Here is a 14,688-nt window from a genome sequence, read left to right on the forward strand (position 1 = left end):
AAGCTGCGGAGGATCACCTAGCGGGACATCCCGACAACGAAATGTCCCGGCGTTACCGTGTATGAGGTTTTCGGGAGGGAGAAGGACCACACGCAGCCTTCTCCCTCTCCTACTGCGCCTTCTACCTAGAAGAAGACAAAGGATCGGACCACGACGTTCTTGCGACAGGGAGCGTCCTCGGGCGCAGTGGGGTCGATGCAGGCACTGTGGAACGACCACCGTGAGACCGAACCGTCAGTGACTGAGTCATAGCACTTGAGCATCGAGACCTCGGTGGGTTTCTGCTGGGGAAACCAGTACCACTCGTGGTTGGCGCGGTAGGTGAAGCGGGTGGTCTCGCCGACGCGGTCGTCGTAGATGCGATAATTGGTGATGTAGGGCTGATCGGCAAAAGAGGGCCACGCACAGAGCACGAAGGGGTTCTGGCGCACGGTTTCCATCGGCTTGGCGAGGTTTATCGACGTGAACCGCCGCGACATCTTCGCGTCGGCCTGCTCCTCAGTGTAGTGCTGCTCGCGCCCGAAGTTCCGGAGGTTCTTGGTGAGCAGCTCGCGGCAGCGCACGCGGCCGCTATTGTCGTTCAGGTCGTTGTGCACGAGGTACGCGTAGTTGGCGTTGACACCCGGGTTCTTTTTGTCCTGGTCCTCTCGGCGGTCGCCCTGGTAGTCCTTGTCAAACACGTCGTGGTTGTACACCAGCGCATCGGTCGCACCCGGGAAAAACTCCAGGAGGAGCTTCTCCACCTCCGGATAAAACACGCGCTCCACCTCGGCCGCGTCATAAAAGTTCTTGCACTTGGACTCGCAATACCCCAGCGCAACGCCAAGCTTGTCCATGCACGCGGGGCTCGTGGGCGAGAGACCCGGGTAGTACTCTTCTATTCGTCGCGCGTCGCGCAAAACCTGAGGAAAATAGAGGCTCCGCCGCCCGATCTGCTGCTCTTCCTTGCGCAACGCTTTCGCCTCGGCCTCGCGCGCCGGATCTCGCCACAGCGCGTTGGACGAGACGATGGAGTAGGACGGCCGCTCGTAGACGGTATAGCGCAGCGGCAGCGCCACGCCCCCCTCTGGAGCTTTGATGTTGTTCGCTCGAATATATTCCAGACACTCTGACGAGCTACGAAACCCGACACCCCACTTGGTCTCGATCGGACCGGGGGGAGCTTTGTCGATCATATCGATGACCGCCTGCCCTTCCCCCGCGGCAATCAGCTCGAGCGCATCCTTCGTCGCCGCAGTCGTCCCCGCATCTCCGTCTCGATCGAGCGACATGTAGGATAACCCGCCGTTCGCAGCGAAGGGGGGTGGCTGTCCTTGTGTGAGTTGAAAAGGAGGCACATAGGCCGACGCGTCAGCCCCTGCAAGGTGGTTCTCCATGGCCTTAAACCTGTCCATAGTATGCCCCTCAGTTAGAATATTAAATCGTGGCACACAGGTTTTGTAGCTGTAAATGCGGGAGTGAGTCTACCAGCTCCAGGCGAACTGGGCATAGAAGGAAAAGCGGCCCAATTCGAAGAAGTGGGCTAACGTTCTTAGCGAGCGATGAGGTGTGATGGATTACCAACGAAAGATTCGCTGCAATGACGGTATTCGCTAAGGAATGCGCGTGCTTGGCTTCCTTCCATGGCCGCAATCGCAATGGAATTTCGACACCAACAAGCGTAGGGAACGGGGAGGGAGACCAACAATGGCCAAGAAGACGCTCACAGATGCCTTCGGCGGCAAGATCACCACCCTGGAAGAACAGCGCGCGATTTGGCTCGATGCCCTGCACGAAGACGCCATCTGGGAGGGCCCGACGTTTGAGATCCCGGTGACGATGATCGGGCGGGAAGCGGTGAGCCGGTTTATGGAATTCCTGTTGAGCGTGGTCCCGCGCTTCAGCACGAAACCGGTAGCGGTTTATCCCACCGCCGATCCGGATACGATCATTCTGGAGGCGTCGGGCGGCGGCGAGACCGTTGACGGAGGCCGCTATTCACAGCGCTATTTCACGATGGTCACCACCAGAAATGGTCAGGCTTTCCGAATGCGCGAATACGTCAACCCCTTCCAGACCTACAAAAGCTTCGGGAAAGAACGGTGGGAGCGGGTAATCGCTGAGATCGCGGCCAAACACAACAGATCCTGGCCCCCATCCCAGGCACCGGACCCGATCGTGCTGCCGCCATTGAAGTAAAACGCCGTGCAGTGTGCCGCACCGAAATCGAGCGAGGATCGCTTGGGCTACAAGTGTTCCACATCTGCTCGGTCTTGCCATTCTTGCTCTGACTTTTAGGAAACCTACGTCTGATCAGAACATGTAAGTGATGCCGACGTTGGAAAATGCCACGTTGCCCGCTGGACCTGTGTCCTCGAGAAAGCCTCCAGTGATAAAGCCTGCCAGGTTGAGAGCGATAGTCGTATGCGCATCGAGCGCCCAGTCCAGTTCAAAATTTGCTTGATTGCCGATGTACCTTGCCCTACTGCCGCCGCTGGGCCGCAGGAGAGCGCCCCCGATAGCGTAGACACCGTCATTGAGACTCTCTCGCCAAAACCATCCCCAGTCGAAGTCGCAAGTTAAGTTCTGAAGGAGAGTCAGCATGAGGACTGGATGCACATCGAAGAGGTTGTAAGGCCCGAACATAGTCAGCTTCGGTCCAAAGTAGGCGCCCCGGGGGAATAGAGGATTGAAGGTGTTGAGGGTCCCGCCCTTGGAATTTTGTGCCCCACTGGCAACATCAGCACGCAGGGCAAGCCTGGGCAGAAAGTGCGCCGGAAAGGTGAAGCCCGTTTCGCTGGCCACGGTCCATGCGCTGATAGCGTTACTCCCGAACGATCCCACTTGGTATACAAGCTCCCAGTTGTAGTCCAAGCCAGGACTAAAGGGCGCGCCAGGTTGGTGATTGAACAATCGAGTTCCCAAGCTATTGCGAATTTCACGGCCACTGCCCGACTCATAGTAGGCGCGCGTTGTATCAATTCCGAGATAGTAGAGATCGGCTTCTCCAGTCCGATCGACCAGAGGTAGCGGGACGGTCCCGTATGCGCCCCAGAATGTCTGCTGGAGACTCGGACCATCGTCGAAAGTTCCGGTGTTCTCGTTAGTTGGTTTGACGCCGAACACCTCCAACCGAAGTGTCTCCGTTTTCGCGATGAGCCGGGCGCCGTAGAAGCTGGACTTCACGTTAACGCCCTCGTTGTTGTCCACGAGTCTACCAGTGCCATATACCAATTCTTGTTGGCCGAGCCGCACGGTGATTGATCGCACGTCGTCGAGTCCAGTGCTGACGTCAACGAATGCCTCATGGAAGTCGCCTTGGTCCTCGTCGATATGGGGACGGGGGCCCGCATTGTTGCCCATCTCTTTCGCGTATTGAAAAGCACTATATATACGGAAATGAGACCCGAGAGTTACGCCCACCGCAGGAATGACACGTTGAAGCCAATAACCACTGATGGTTTGAGGGCCTTTACCCCATATTTCATTCTGGAACCATTCATATTCGGAACGGTTTTCCAACCAGTAAGTTAGATAGTAATCCCCGTTTTGATTTAGCGGCTGGTACTTTAGTGGATCCCACGGATCCGTGCGGTATGCAGGATTAGCGAGAAAGGAAAAGTCTTCGTCAGCCTGATTAACGGGCGTCAGCACGGGTCGGACGGGATTGGGCGGTGGTCCGGGGGGCATTGGCTGAGGCGTCTGAGCCCAGGCGCAGGTGGAGAACCCGAAAATCAGCAGGATCACGAAAGCGACAGGCGGAATTAATCTCCCAAAGTGCGCACCTCGACTGCCGCAAGTGGGCGTACTGACTTCGGCTTTCAAAGGACCAATATAAGGCGCCCGCGAAGTTGCCCGCCATCCAACCTCTCGATAGGCCGCGCGTCCGTCGGCGAGAGCGATCACCAGATCGATTGGCGGCGGCTGGAACCTGGTCTGCTCGAAAAACGGTCGCACAGCTGCAACCAGCTCTCCAGAGGCAACTGCGTCGCGGGCACGGTTGTTATCGAACGGCTCACTGGATTCTGAACATTACGGCTGACGTTCTGGAGTCTCAAGCAAAATGAGTAGCTTCATGTGATCAGGAATGCGCTGATGAAATTCAAACAAAGCGATTTCCAGGACGTGAGCGTTCGTGGCAAAGGTTTAAAAATTAATCCAAGCATTAAAAGATTCCCGGTATCAGATGCCAAGGCACCTTGGCGCAGTATTCCTCATAACCGGGCAGGTTTTTGGCGAGGAATTTTTCTTCGTCGAACAACCGCCACACGAGGCCGAGGATCGTGAGGACGGAGGCGATGAGCCCCCAGTAGGAGCCGAGCGCCAACGACATTCCAATGAAATATACTGCCGCGCTCGCGTACATCGGGTTGCGCACAATCGCATAGGGGCCGGTGGAGATCACTCTTTGACCTTTGGCGACTTCGACGGTAGCGGAGCCAAAAGAGTTTTCCTTGAAAACCCGGAACACCATCCACAGTGCAACTATTATGATGATGTCGCCCATTATCGAAAGCCACGATGGAACATTGGACCAGCCGAAACGGCGGTCAAGGCCGGGGACCACGAACGCTGCGATGGCCGCGAGTCCCGTGCATAGCACGATGATCTTTTGGATGGTTCGCTTCTCGGCCGTCGGGCCGGCCTTCGTCCGGTTCTCCACCAATATAGGGTCTTTTGACATGAAGAGTATGAGAAGAACGCTCGGCACGGCGCTCACTCCAAGATAGGACCAAGCCTGCCAGTAATCGATTGTTCCCGCCGAAAAGAACAGCGCAAGCGCGATAAGGACAGAGATCGCGACACCGTCGAGCCACATTTTTGCCCTAGGATTTTTCATGATCAGATCAATGACGATCTTATCGCGAGCACCAGCCTTCTGGTTACGACCACCACTTCGACCGATCGGTTGGATTCGACTTCTGCCGCGGGATCTGAATGCCCGACGTATAGCTCGACCAACCCAGAGTCCAGCGAAACAAATGCTAGAGCATGGAGTAAGGGGTCGCCCGTTTCATTTCCGCCGCACCCGAGAGATGTCTAGGGCTTTTTTCAGACGACGCCATTCGCCCGGTGCGGTGAATCACGAGCCCAAGTTTGCCCACCGAATGGCCGGCCTAGGCCGAAGGTCTTCATCAGTCCGAAGGCCGATGCGACTCCAAGCGCCTCACCGCCCCGACCTCATCAACTAGTGCCGGTTAAAAGCCTTTCGCGGTCGAACATCGGCGTCACGATCCTCCAACTCAACGCGTTGGCGAGCAGCAGCAGCACCGCGAGGACGATCGCGAGGCCGAACGTCGCGTGAATCACGTCGAATGCGATGAGCGATGTCGCCACGCCCACCGGGAGACTCCCGAGGAGGCTGAGCTGCTGGGCGACTCGAACGTCGCTCGAGCGGGTGGAGACAGCTATGCCGACCCAAACCGAAAAGGCGGCGAGGAGCGGCGTGAAGAACACCTGGGCGAGGATGTCCGGACCGTGGAGGATCGCCGACGCGACGGCGGGATGCGCGAAGCACGCAACGAAGGCAAGGAAGAATGCGAACACTGCATAGGCGATTCCGGTCGACGGAGCGAGTACGGCCAGCGCCTTTCCGAGCAGGAATTCTTCGCGACGAATTGGTGTCGTCAGAACCGGCTCAAGGGTTCCCTGCTCGCGTTCGCCGGCGACCGCGTAGGCGGCGAGCATGGCAGGCGTGAGTACCGGGAGGGCGAGCATGTAGAGCAAGACATGCCCGTGGCTGAGTTGGGCTGCTTTCGACGCGGGCACGATGTACACGACAACGATCGGTTGAATGAGGAAGATGAGCGGGAAGATCGCCAACGCAACGAGCACGGAGCGGTTGCGGCGGTACTCGCGCAGCTCTTTGCGGAAGATGGCCCCGATTCGCCTCTTGCTCACGCTGACCTCGGATCTGCGTCCACATCTTCGTTGACTAGCTCCAGGTACACGTCTTCGAGTGAGTGATACGACTCGCTGATCGCCAGCACGTCGGCTCCGGCTGCCACCAGCGCTCGAGTTACACCTGGCGCGGCGAGCGCAGGGTCGGAGACCGTGAGAACGTATCCGGACTGGCCCTTCAAGCTCCAGCCGTTGACCCCCGAAAGGCCGCGGAACACCCGGTCGGGATCCGGAAGCGGAGCGCTGGTCCGGATCGTGAGAGTTCTGGCGAACAGTTGGTCCCGGAGCTCGTCGGGGCGGCCGATCGTACGCAGGGTCGTGTTCAGGATCGCGACCCGGTCGCAGAGACGTTCTGCTTCCTCTAGCCGATGGGTCGTCAGGAAGATCGTGACGCCCCGCTTGCGGAGCCCGATGATCAGTTCGTGGACCTCTCGAGCGGCGACCGGGTCGAGGCCGGAGGTAGGCTCGTCGAGAAACAGCACCTCAGGGTCGCTGAGCAGCGCCCTGGCCAGGGCGACCCGTTGGCGTAAGCCCTTGGACAGGGCGCCGCAGATATCCTGAGCACGGTCGGCCAAGTTGACCGCTTCCAGCGAACTCGCGATGCGAGCCTTCGGGTCGGCCACCTCGTACAAGTCGGCGAAGCATGTGAGGTTCTCGACGACGCTCAAGCGCAAGAAGAGTCCCGGTGACTCAGGCATGATCGCGATTCGTCTGCGGATCTCAACGCCGTTTTCGGGCGTGAGCGGAAGGCCGGCAACCGCCGCGAAGCCTGAGGTCGGGGCAATGAGAGTACCGAGCGTCCGCACGGTCGTGGTCTTACCGGCGCCGTTGGGGCCGAGGAAGCCAAACACCTCGCCGTAGCCGATCTCGAAGGAGACGTCCTTGAACGCGACGCGGTCACCGAATCGCTTCGACAGATGTCGGACCGACAATGCTGGACCCGTAACCGACTGATGAAAAATTGCCTCTTGCGCGTCCGCATGTGCTGGGCGAAGCGTGTGTGACCAAGAATTGGATCTTTTGCTCATTCACACCCGCTTTTCGCGAAAATATCGACGGGTTCCAATGAACAACTTCGACCCTGATCGCGTTGAACAACTTAGTTAATTTTCTCTCGCCGATAGACGGGCGCACGGTGCCGTAGCCGTCCTAGAATCGTTCACGAAGGGTGCAGATTCACCTCCAAGCTGTAGCGCCGGCGAGTGTCGTGGATGACCATTGCACAACCCTGTTCGGCCGCACAGATAGGAACTGCGCACGTCCGGCACTCTTATCGTACGGACTACCCTGGAGGAGTACTGGGTATTGCCCCGAAGGTGAGGGTCGATAGATGTCCGAGAATAGACGCACGCCATCGCGCATAGGAATGGGTACGCTGGTTTCGACGACTACACTGGCCATAGGCGGCTTATGATTTCAGCGGGTGGGCTCGGGCGAGCGCTTAAGCCTCGGCATCACTTTACTGGCTATCAACTCGATCGATCGCATGATCTTGTCGTGCGGTGTGGTGTACATCTGCATGAAGAGCAAGGCTTCGTCCACCCCCGCATCCGAGAGATATTGCAGGACTTTGAGGCAGGTTTCGGGACTGCCGATACAGGCGCCGCCGGCCTTGACGATCTCCGACATCGGTACCGAACGCGCCGCATCATACGCGGTTTCCTTCCAATACTTCATGAACCATTCGTAGGAGCGCGGAGGCTTACCGTCGATCCAGGGGGCGAACAGATTGCGCACCGCGTCGCCGTACATTCTGAAGTTCGGCCCCTGAATCGCCAGGGCTTCCTCGTCGGTGTCGCAGCAAAGTGTGAAGGTCAACAAAGCAAATTTGTTGTTGACCGTCGCACCAATCGGTTTGCAGTTCTTGATTCGTTCACGGTAGAGGCGAACGAAGTCGTTCGACTGGCCCTGCCCAATTCCAAAACCCAGCGCGCCCAGGCCATGATCGGCCGCGAATTCCAGCGTGGCCGGCTGAGTGCATGCCACCCACATGGGCGGATGCGGCTTTTGGACCGGCTTCGGCACGACCTGGCGCTCGGGCATTCGCAGAGTCCGGCTTTCATAGTGGAAATTTTCTTGCGTCCACATCTTCGGAAGGATGCTCAGCGCTTCCTCCCACTGGGGACGAGTATCGTCAGGATCGACTTCAAAAGCGGAAAGTTCCGATTCCGAGATTGCACGCCCCCCGCCGAACTCGACCCGCCCGTTTGACAGCAGATCCAGGGTGGCGATGCGTTCAGCCACCCTCAGGGGATGGTTGATGCGGAAAGGCAGCAGCACGATCCCGTGTCCCAGGCGGATGTTTTTAGTCTTGGCGGCCAGATGCGCCAGGACGAGCTCCGGCGAGGAACTGTAGGAGAATCCGGGCAGAAAGTGATGCTCGGTAAACCATACACAACGGTAGCCGAGTTGGTCGGCGAGCATCGTCTGCTCGATGCACTGATCGAATGTGCGCCTCACACTGGCCTCGGATAGGTCCGAGGTTTCGAGCTCGAAAAACAGACTCACGTCCACGGGCAGCCCTCCCATCAGGGTATTTTCGTTTCGAATGTCGCTCTCATTTGATCGCCAGCGGCGCGACCGGTGAGCCGACAGCACCCGGAATCAACAGCGGCTGCGCGACCAACATGAATTCGTAGATTTTGTCCTTTGCGCAGTCGGCGGCCAGCTCATCCAGCGCCCAGATCTCGCCCAGCATCAATCCCATCTCCCGCAACGTCAGCATGTGCAGCAACAGCGGGGTGTCTTCGATCTCCGCGGGGCTGACCTCGACCGCGACGTTATCGACCGCCACCGCCGCCGCCTTCTTGTCATGCAGCCATTCGGCGCAGCGCCAACTCAGACCGGGCGATCCCGTCAGGAATGCACCGCCATCCCGGGTCTCGACGAAGCGTCCCCACCATCCGGTGCGCACCAGCACCACGTCGCCTTGCTCCACCGTAATGTTCTGCGCCCTGGAGGTCGCATCGAGTTCCTCGGGCGTAACGATGGTGTTGGGCGCCAGATGCTTGAGCCCGTTATTGCGCGCCACATCGAGCAAAACGCCCCGAGTAACTATCTGGCCGCGTTCAGCCACCTTCTCGATTCCATTTTTGGCGGTGCCCAAGCCGGTGACTGCCGAAGCCGGATAGCCATTGTAGAGCTGGTGGTCGTACCAGACGTGAGACAGTGCGTCCCACTGTGTGCCGGACTGTAGATTCATCACGATTACGTCGTCGGCAAACCGCATCGGTCCCTGGTACAGCGTTTTGAACGCCGCGCCTACGCTGCCCCCGAATCCTTCCAGATGATCTGCAATCTGCTCGTCGCCGCCATGCACGACCATCAGGCGGATCGGATTACGGCGAAAAAAGGAACTGCTCCAGGGTCCGTCAGCTTCGAAGGGTGCGCAGAGCGGGAAACTCCGTCCCCGCTTGACCAGGCGGGTGGCTGCGACGATCTTCTCGGGCGTGATGTAGTTGAGCGTTCCGATCTGGTCGGTATCGCCCCATTTGCCCCAGTTGCGCACGCGCTTCGCGACTTCACGCCAGTTCTCAGGCATCTGAGATTCCTCTAGCGATGGCAACCCTCAATGCTGTGTAGCACCGCCATCGATCGTATAGGCTGCCCCTGTGATGTAAGTGGCTTCGTCTGAAACCAGGAACGAGATCAGGCCGGCGACTTCCTCGGGACGCGCGATGCGCGGAACGATGCCCGGCCCCGAAGTCATCGTCTTAAGGCCCAACTTCTTCATAGAAATCTGCAGCATTGGCGTGTCCACCGGACCCGGGTAGATCGCATTGCAGCGGATGTTTTCGGCCGCGTTCTGGAAAGCGACCGCTCGGGTGATGGCTGCCACTCCCCCCTTGCTGGCCGTGTACGAGGTTCCGCCACCGCCGCGTAGCGCGGCGGTGGAAGCCAAATTGACAATCGCTCCGCCGCCGGCGCGCTTGAGATGAGGAACACCGTACTTGCAGAGCAGGAAGATACCGCGCAGGTTGACCGCGATGGTCCGGTCGAACACCTCCTCCGACACATCGACTATCTTGGTGTCCTCCATCAGCGAGATTCCGTGACAATTCGCCATCGTGGTGAGCTTGCCAAACCGCGATACGGCCACGTCAATTGCGCGCTTGACATCTTCGGTGCGTGAGACGTCAGCCGGGGCGACTAGGGCCTGCTCCTCGCCGATGCTCTTCAAGGTCTCTTTGAGACCCGTTTCGTTAATATCCAGCAATGCGACTTTGCATCCTTCCCGTGCAAATACCTGCGCAGCGCTCCTGCCTATGCCGGATGCGGCACCGGTGACAATCGCAACCTTATCTTTGAGTCTCACCCTCTTCGGCCTCCGGCGTTGGGGTTGACGACTGGTTAGTTCCGCGCGAAGCGCGGGATAACGTGCCTGCCAAACAGCTCGATCGATCTCATCACCTTCTCGTGGGGTATCGACCAGAACTGTTGCATCCCCATGAGATGGTCCAGCCCGGTAACTTTCTGGATGTGCTCGAGTTGCTTGATACAAGTGTCGGGACTGCCGCAGATAACGGTCCGGTTCCTGAGCAGGTAGTCCATGTTGACCTGATCCCGCGTAACGCCCTTGGGCAGGTTGACGCCGGCACGCTGCGGCACGTCGCGAGTACCCTCCTTGACAGCGGCCTGGAGCTGCCCACCCACAGTGAATATCGTGTTGACGTAAGACATGAACGCGCGCTCAGCGTTCTCTCGCGCCTGCTTATCGGTCTCAGCACAGTGCACCATATAGAAGACGGCAGCCCGATTATTGACTTCTGACCCCACCGGCTGCGCTTCCTTAAGCGCATCGCGATAGAGCTGAATGCGGCGCGCGACCTCGTCGGGATCGAGCATCACCACCAGGGTCAGCAATCCGAGACCCATCTTTCCGCATAGGGTGTGGGTCTCTTCGTTGCTGCAAGCAAGCCACAGCGGTGGGTGCGGCCTTTGTATCGGCATCGGCACTACCGTCCGCTCGGGTATGTCGAAGTAGCGCCCCTTCCAGGAAAACGTTCCGTCCTGGCTATTCCAGATATTGAGCAGGATTCGCAGTCCCTCTTCCCATCGGGCGCGCGTTTCGTCTGGTGGGATGCCGAATCCGCCCAATTCCTGGATGGTGGCCGAGCGGCCGGTGCCAACCTCGACACGGCCTTTGCTCAGTATGTCGAGCGTAGCGATTCGCTCCGCAACGCGCACCGGATGATTGTAGGGGAACGGTAGCAGCACGACCGCATGTCCGATACGGATCTTCGATGTCCGCTGGCTAAGCGCGCCATACAACACCTCTGGCGCAGAACAGTGCGAGAATCCGGGCTGAAAATGGTGCTCGACACTCCAGAAGTTGCTGAAGCCAACCTCCTCCGCCAGAGCTACCTGTTCCAGCACCTGGTGAAAGACTTGCGCCTCGCGCTCCCGATGCTTCAGTGGGCTGTTAACCTGAATCTCGTAAAAGATCCCGAAGTCCATGCCGCTCTCCCCTGGCCTATCGCGGGTCCGGCTGAGAATGCCGCCTGGTGTCATCCGGAGTTCAGTGAGCAACGCGAAAAGTACCTGCACCGAGGGGCTTGCCGACGAATATACTCTCGGACCGGCCTACCCTGCGACGCCGGTATCGACTCCTCGACCACGAAGCGCTGCTTATCAAATCGGCAGAGCCCTCGGGAAGAGGCGCTCCTTGCGCGGCCCGGAAAGGAGCGAAGCGATGTACGGCACCGGCCGTAATGGTTCCATCGCTCCGGGACCTGACGGGCACGGCACGATCAGCACTCGTGAGAGGTTAGAGGAGACCGAGTAGTCCGGGGCAGCCGCGGCAACCTTGATCCGCCGCCTCTGGGCAGAAGTTATCTCGAGTATGAGCCGGGGGCAGTTAGTTTTGGCAGCAGTTCTGGTCATACCGTTAAGCTATAGTACGCGATTGACGGCTCAGTGTCGTGGCGACCAGCTTCCCAGCATGGCTTTTCAGGCATTTTGGTCGATACCTTTAAAAGAGCTTCTCCATGGCACACTCCGGTCACCTCTGAGCTGCGATAATCATTTGCGAGAGCAGGCGACTTTCTTCTCGTGAACGATGCACGATATGGCCTGCGCTCGAGCAAGAGTGCTTAGTATACAATCGGCTCGCCGCGCATGAGCCGCACAGAGAGCCTGTAGCTTTGATACCGACCAATCCAACCCCTTCGAGGGCAGGGGAACCGGAGAGGAATGATCCAAATTCCGCAGAAATTTGCAAAGATTTTTCTCTGGTCCTCCTCCAGGTCCAGGAAGGGTTCGCCGCTAGGTCGCTTGTTTTCCTCGCGCTGCCCGGCGGCGCCAAATTCACAAACTCAGAGTGGAAATGAACAGAGGAAGGTTGGAAGCTTTCAGCGACGGCGTGATCGCTATCATCATCACGATCATGGTGCTGGAGATGAAGGTACCGCACGGAGAAAACCTGGAAGCGCTATCACCCGTGCTGCCGGTGTTCCTGAGTTACATATTGAGCTTCACCTATGTCGGCATCTACTGGAACAACCACCATCACATGTTGCATACGGTTACCGCGGTCACGGGTGGAATGCTCTGGGCGAACCTCCACCTATTGTTCTGGCTGTCGTTGTTTCCGTTTACCACCGGCTGGATGGGTGAGAATCACTTCACCCCGATACCCACCGCGCTCTACGGCGTGGTCCTGCTGATGGCCGCTATTGCGTACAGCGTGCTCCAGGAAGTAATCATCCGCGCGCAGGGGCCAAACTCGGTCCTGAAAAACGCGATTGGGCGCGACTGGAAAGGCAAACTGTCGCCGATACTTTATTTTCTATCGATCGTTGCCGCCCTTTGTTCACCTTCGATCTCCCAAACAATCTTCGTTGCCGTGGCGCTTTTCTGGCTGATTCCGGACCGACGTATCAAGAACATCCTGTCGCAGAGCGATGCTTAGTTTCTTCGACGGATGCTGCAAAGTGAGATCGTTACGTCTTCAGCGATCATGACCGACCGCTGCGGGCCTGCTCGCCGGACGTTTAGCAGATCTGCTCGCATCACGCAGACCAACTGTGATTCGCTATTGGCCAAGCGTCGACAACTACTCGACTCGTTGGATGTCGTTTAAAGATCCATTTTCCATCGACCGCTCGCTTTCGGCACGGTAGATGCGGAAGAGTACTCTGCCCAGCCGAGGAATTTCGGCTCATTCCCGTCCATGTCGCGTCCGAAAAGACTCAGACGACTCATTGCCAGTCTCCGTTGGCCTTGATTGAAAAGCTCTCTCGTCGAGTGTGCATTTGGTTAGTCGAAGCGGGAAGGGTCGAATGGTCCTTCCCGCTTCGTTATCTAGTTGCTTCGGTCGCTCTACTACTGCTCAGGAGTGATCGTGCCGAACAGGCCGTCCGCCTATGCGTTCGGACCTGCGCTGAAATACATCGTGTTGGCAGGAGCATTTAGAGCGCCGTCGCCATCCATGATTTTCCAGAGACCGTCGATCACCAGGGGCGAGATCTGCAGGCCGTTCCGGGTTAGAAGCTCACCAAGGGGCAGCCCGGTTGCCGGATCGAACACCGGAATGTGGCCGTTGCCCTGGTTTCCAACCAGCACAGCTTGCCGCTCGGGATGCCGAAGTCGGCGGGCGCGATCGCAAGCCCCCACGGTGAATTGAGGAAGCCTCTGGATGCAAACCGCCGCACGAAGAATCCATCGGTCGTGAAAATATCGATGAAACCGTGCCCAGCTCCCTTCACGTCATCCTCCGCGTCATCGTCTTCTGGGCATAGGAAACATAAAGTTGGCCGTTGAGGTTAGCGATCCCGAACGGCGCGTGGCGCTTCGGAAGAAACGGATCTTCGAACTTCCCATTACGCCTCACCGGCATGTAGGACCAGTCAAACACATCGATTGCGCCGTCGTGGAAGTCGGTCGCGTAGATGTGCGGCCGGCCATCGCGGGTAACCCCTTGGGCGAGGCCCTTGTAGATCAAACCGTCCTCGGAGTTGTCTCTACGGATCGCCGCCTCCTTGCCCAACGACCCCTGCCATCCGGAGATCGTTCCATCTTCGGTAGCGAAGATGAAGATGTCGCCGTCGAAATTGTTGCCTGGTGTATTCGATTTGAACGCGTTGGCAACCATACCGGTCGGAGTCGCCTGAGCGTCATTTCCGATCGGCGGCGGCACTGTAACGACCAGCGTTTGAATCGCCCCCAGCCCGTCGTACAAAGTTGCGACACCCGAGTGGTTGTCATTGACCCAGATAGCGCCATTGGGCTGAAAGGCCATGCCCCACGCATTGAGGAGATTGTCATCGGGCAGCGCGGCCTTGCCCGCCTCATCCGAGATTAGGTTGGTTTGCTTGTAGAAAATTGCCGGCGCCGCGATCGCCGCTCCGCCTTCGATTGACAACATCATCAATGCGAGCGCGATCGACGTGAAGACGAACTTATACAGTCGTGTGGAATACACTTCGAACCAGTTCCTCCATTACTATTGTCGACGATCAGTCGAGCGCCCACGCTAGCAATGGACCATCAACTGACTGACTCCCGTTCAAATCGTCGAGTGTGGAGAGAGGTTCCCGCTAGAGAGTATTTTGGATCGAAACTACTGCAGAAACTCAGGCGCGGCCGACAATGCTATCTTCTCGCCATTTCGGACAAGAACATGACTCTCGTCCTTTACCAACTCGAGAGGTATCAGATAGGCGGCTACAGCATTCGTCAGAAAAACGAAATACATAATGGTGCGTTACGGCAGCGACAGCATAGGAGAGTCCTGGATGAGATGAAGGAGTGATTGGGCAGGGCACGTCGAATATGAAAGTCAGCCCGAGCAGCCATCTGAGAGGCGGT

13 protein-coding genes are annotated in these 14,688 nt (G+C 58.1%); 2 read left to right on the forward strand and 11 right to left on the reverse strand.

Annotated features, from left to right (window positions below; genetic code table 11):
- Nucleotides 1-125: 125 nt before the first annotated feature.
- Entirely contained in the window at nt 126-1,271 is a 1,146-nt protein-coding gene (locus VGI36_22030) for a CmcJ/NvfI family oxidoreductase (GenBank protein HEY2487826.1), read from the reverse strand.
- Between the two features lie 415 nt (nt 1,272-1,686).
- Here VGI36_22030 and VGI36_22035 point away from each other — a divergent pair, with 415 nt between their 5' ends.
- The gene (locus VGI36_22035; protein ID HEY2487827.1) at nt 1,687-2,178 is read left to right on the forward strand and encodes a nuclear transport factor 2 family protein; all 492 of its coding nucleotides are present in this window, start codon (nt 1,687-1,689) and stop codon (nt 2,176-2,178) included.
- 114 nt (nt 2,179-2,292) lie between these two features.
- Here VGI36_22035 and VGI36_22040 read toward each other — a convergent pair whose 3' ends face one another.
- From VGI36_22040 to VGI36_22075, 8 genes are all read right to left on the reverse strand, one after another.
- Nucleotides 2,293-3,669, reverse strand: coding sequence for an alginate export family protein (locus VGI36_22040; GenBank protein ID HEY2487828.1), 1,377 nt, complete (start codon nt 3,667-3,669; stop codon nt 2,293-2,295).
- A 475-nt stretch (nt 3,670-4,144) separates the two neighbouring features.
- Nucleotides 4,145-4,819 carry an isoprenylcysteine carboxylmethyltransferase family protein gene (locus VGI36_22045; GenBank protein ID HEY2487829.1) on the reverse strand — a complete coding sequence of 225 codons (675 nt, stop codon included), beginning with the start codon at nt 4,817-4,819 and terminating at the stop codon, nt 4,145-4,147.
- A gap of 344 nt (nt 4,820-5,163) precedes the next feature.
- Nucleotides 5,164-5,880 carry an ABC transporter permease subunit gene (locus VGI36_22050; protein HEY2487830.1) on the reverse strand — a complete coding sequence of 239 codons (717 nt, stop codon included), beginning with the start codon at nt 5,878-5,880 and terminating at the stop codon, nt 5,164-5,166.
- Nucleotides 5,877-6,908, reverse strand: coding sequence for an ABC transporter ATP-binding protein (locus VGI36_22055; protein ID HEY2487831.1), 1,032 nt, complete (start codon nt 6,906-6,908; stop codon nt 5,877-5,879). The genes VGI36_22050 and VGI36_22055 overlap by 4 nt, the downstream gene beginning before the upstream one ends.
- Before the next feature lie 388 nt (nt 6,909-7,296).
- Nucleotides 7,297-8,409 carry an LLM class flavin-dependent oxidoreductase gene (locus VGI36_22060; GenBank protein HEY2487832.1) on the reverse strand — a complete coding sequence of 371 codons (1,113 nt, stop codon included), beginning with the start codon at nt 8,407-8,409 and terminating at the stop codon, nt 7,297-7,299.
- 28 nt (nt 8,410-8,437) lie between these two features.
- Nucleotides 8,438-9,421: a cyclase family protein gene (locus tag VGI36_22065; GenBank protein ID HEY2487833.1), complete on the reverse strand. Its 984-nt coding sequence runs from the start codon at nt 9,419-9,421 to the stop codon at nt 8,438-8,440.
- 27 nt (nt 9,422-9,448) lie between these two features.
- Nucleotides 9,449-10,195 (reverse strand): SDR family oxidoreductase, encoded by a 747-nt coding sequence (locus tag VGI36_22070; protein HEY2487834.1) that lies wholly within the window; start codon nt 10,193-10,195, stop codon nt 9,449-9,451.
- A gap of 35 nt (nt 10,196-10,230) precedes the next feature.
- On the reverse strand, nt 10,231-11,337 hold the full coding sequence (locus VGI36_22075) for an LLM class flavin-dependent oxidoreductase (GenBank protein ID HEY2487835.1): 1,107 nt from the start codon (nt 11,335-11,337) through the stop codon (nt 10,231-10,233).
- An 883-nt stretch (nt 11,338-12,220) separates the two neighbouring features.
- Between VGI36_22075 and VGI36_22080 the strand changes: the two genes are divergently transcribed.
- Entirely contained in the window at nt 12,221-12,790 is a 570-nt protein-coding gene (locus tag VGI36_22080; GenBank protein ID HEY2487836.1) for a TMEM175 family protein, read from the forward strand.
- 452 nt (nt 12,791-13,242) lie between these two features.
- On the opposite strand, the gene VGI36_22085 is transcribed toward VGI36_22080, so the two are convergent.
- Both VGI36_22085 and VGI36_22090 read right to left on the reverse strand, forming a co-directional pair.
- The gene (locus tag VGI36_22085) at nt 13,243-13,443 is read right to left on the reverse strand and encodes a hypothetical protein (GenBank protein HEY2487837.1); all 201 of its coding nucleotides are present in this window, start codon (nt 13,441-13,443) and stop codon (nt 13,243-13,245) included.
- 139 nt (nt 13,444-13,582) lie between these two features.
- Nucleotides 13,583-14,302 (reverse strand): TIGR03118 family protein, encoded by a 720-nt coding sequence (locus VGI36_22090; protein ID HEY2487838.1) that lies wholly within the window; start codon nt 14,300-14,302, stop codon nt 13,583-13,585.
- Nucleotides 14,303-14,688 lie beyond the last annotated feature (386 nt).

It is taken from the genome of Candidatus Binataceae bacterium, from assembly GCA_036495685.1.
Lineage (GTDB): Bacteria > Desulfobacterota > Binatia > Binatales > Binataceae > JAFAHS01.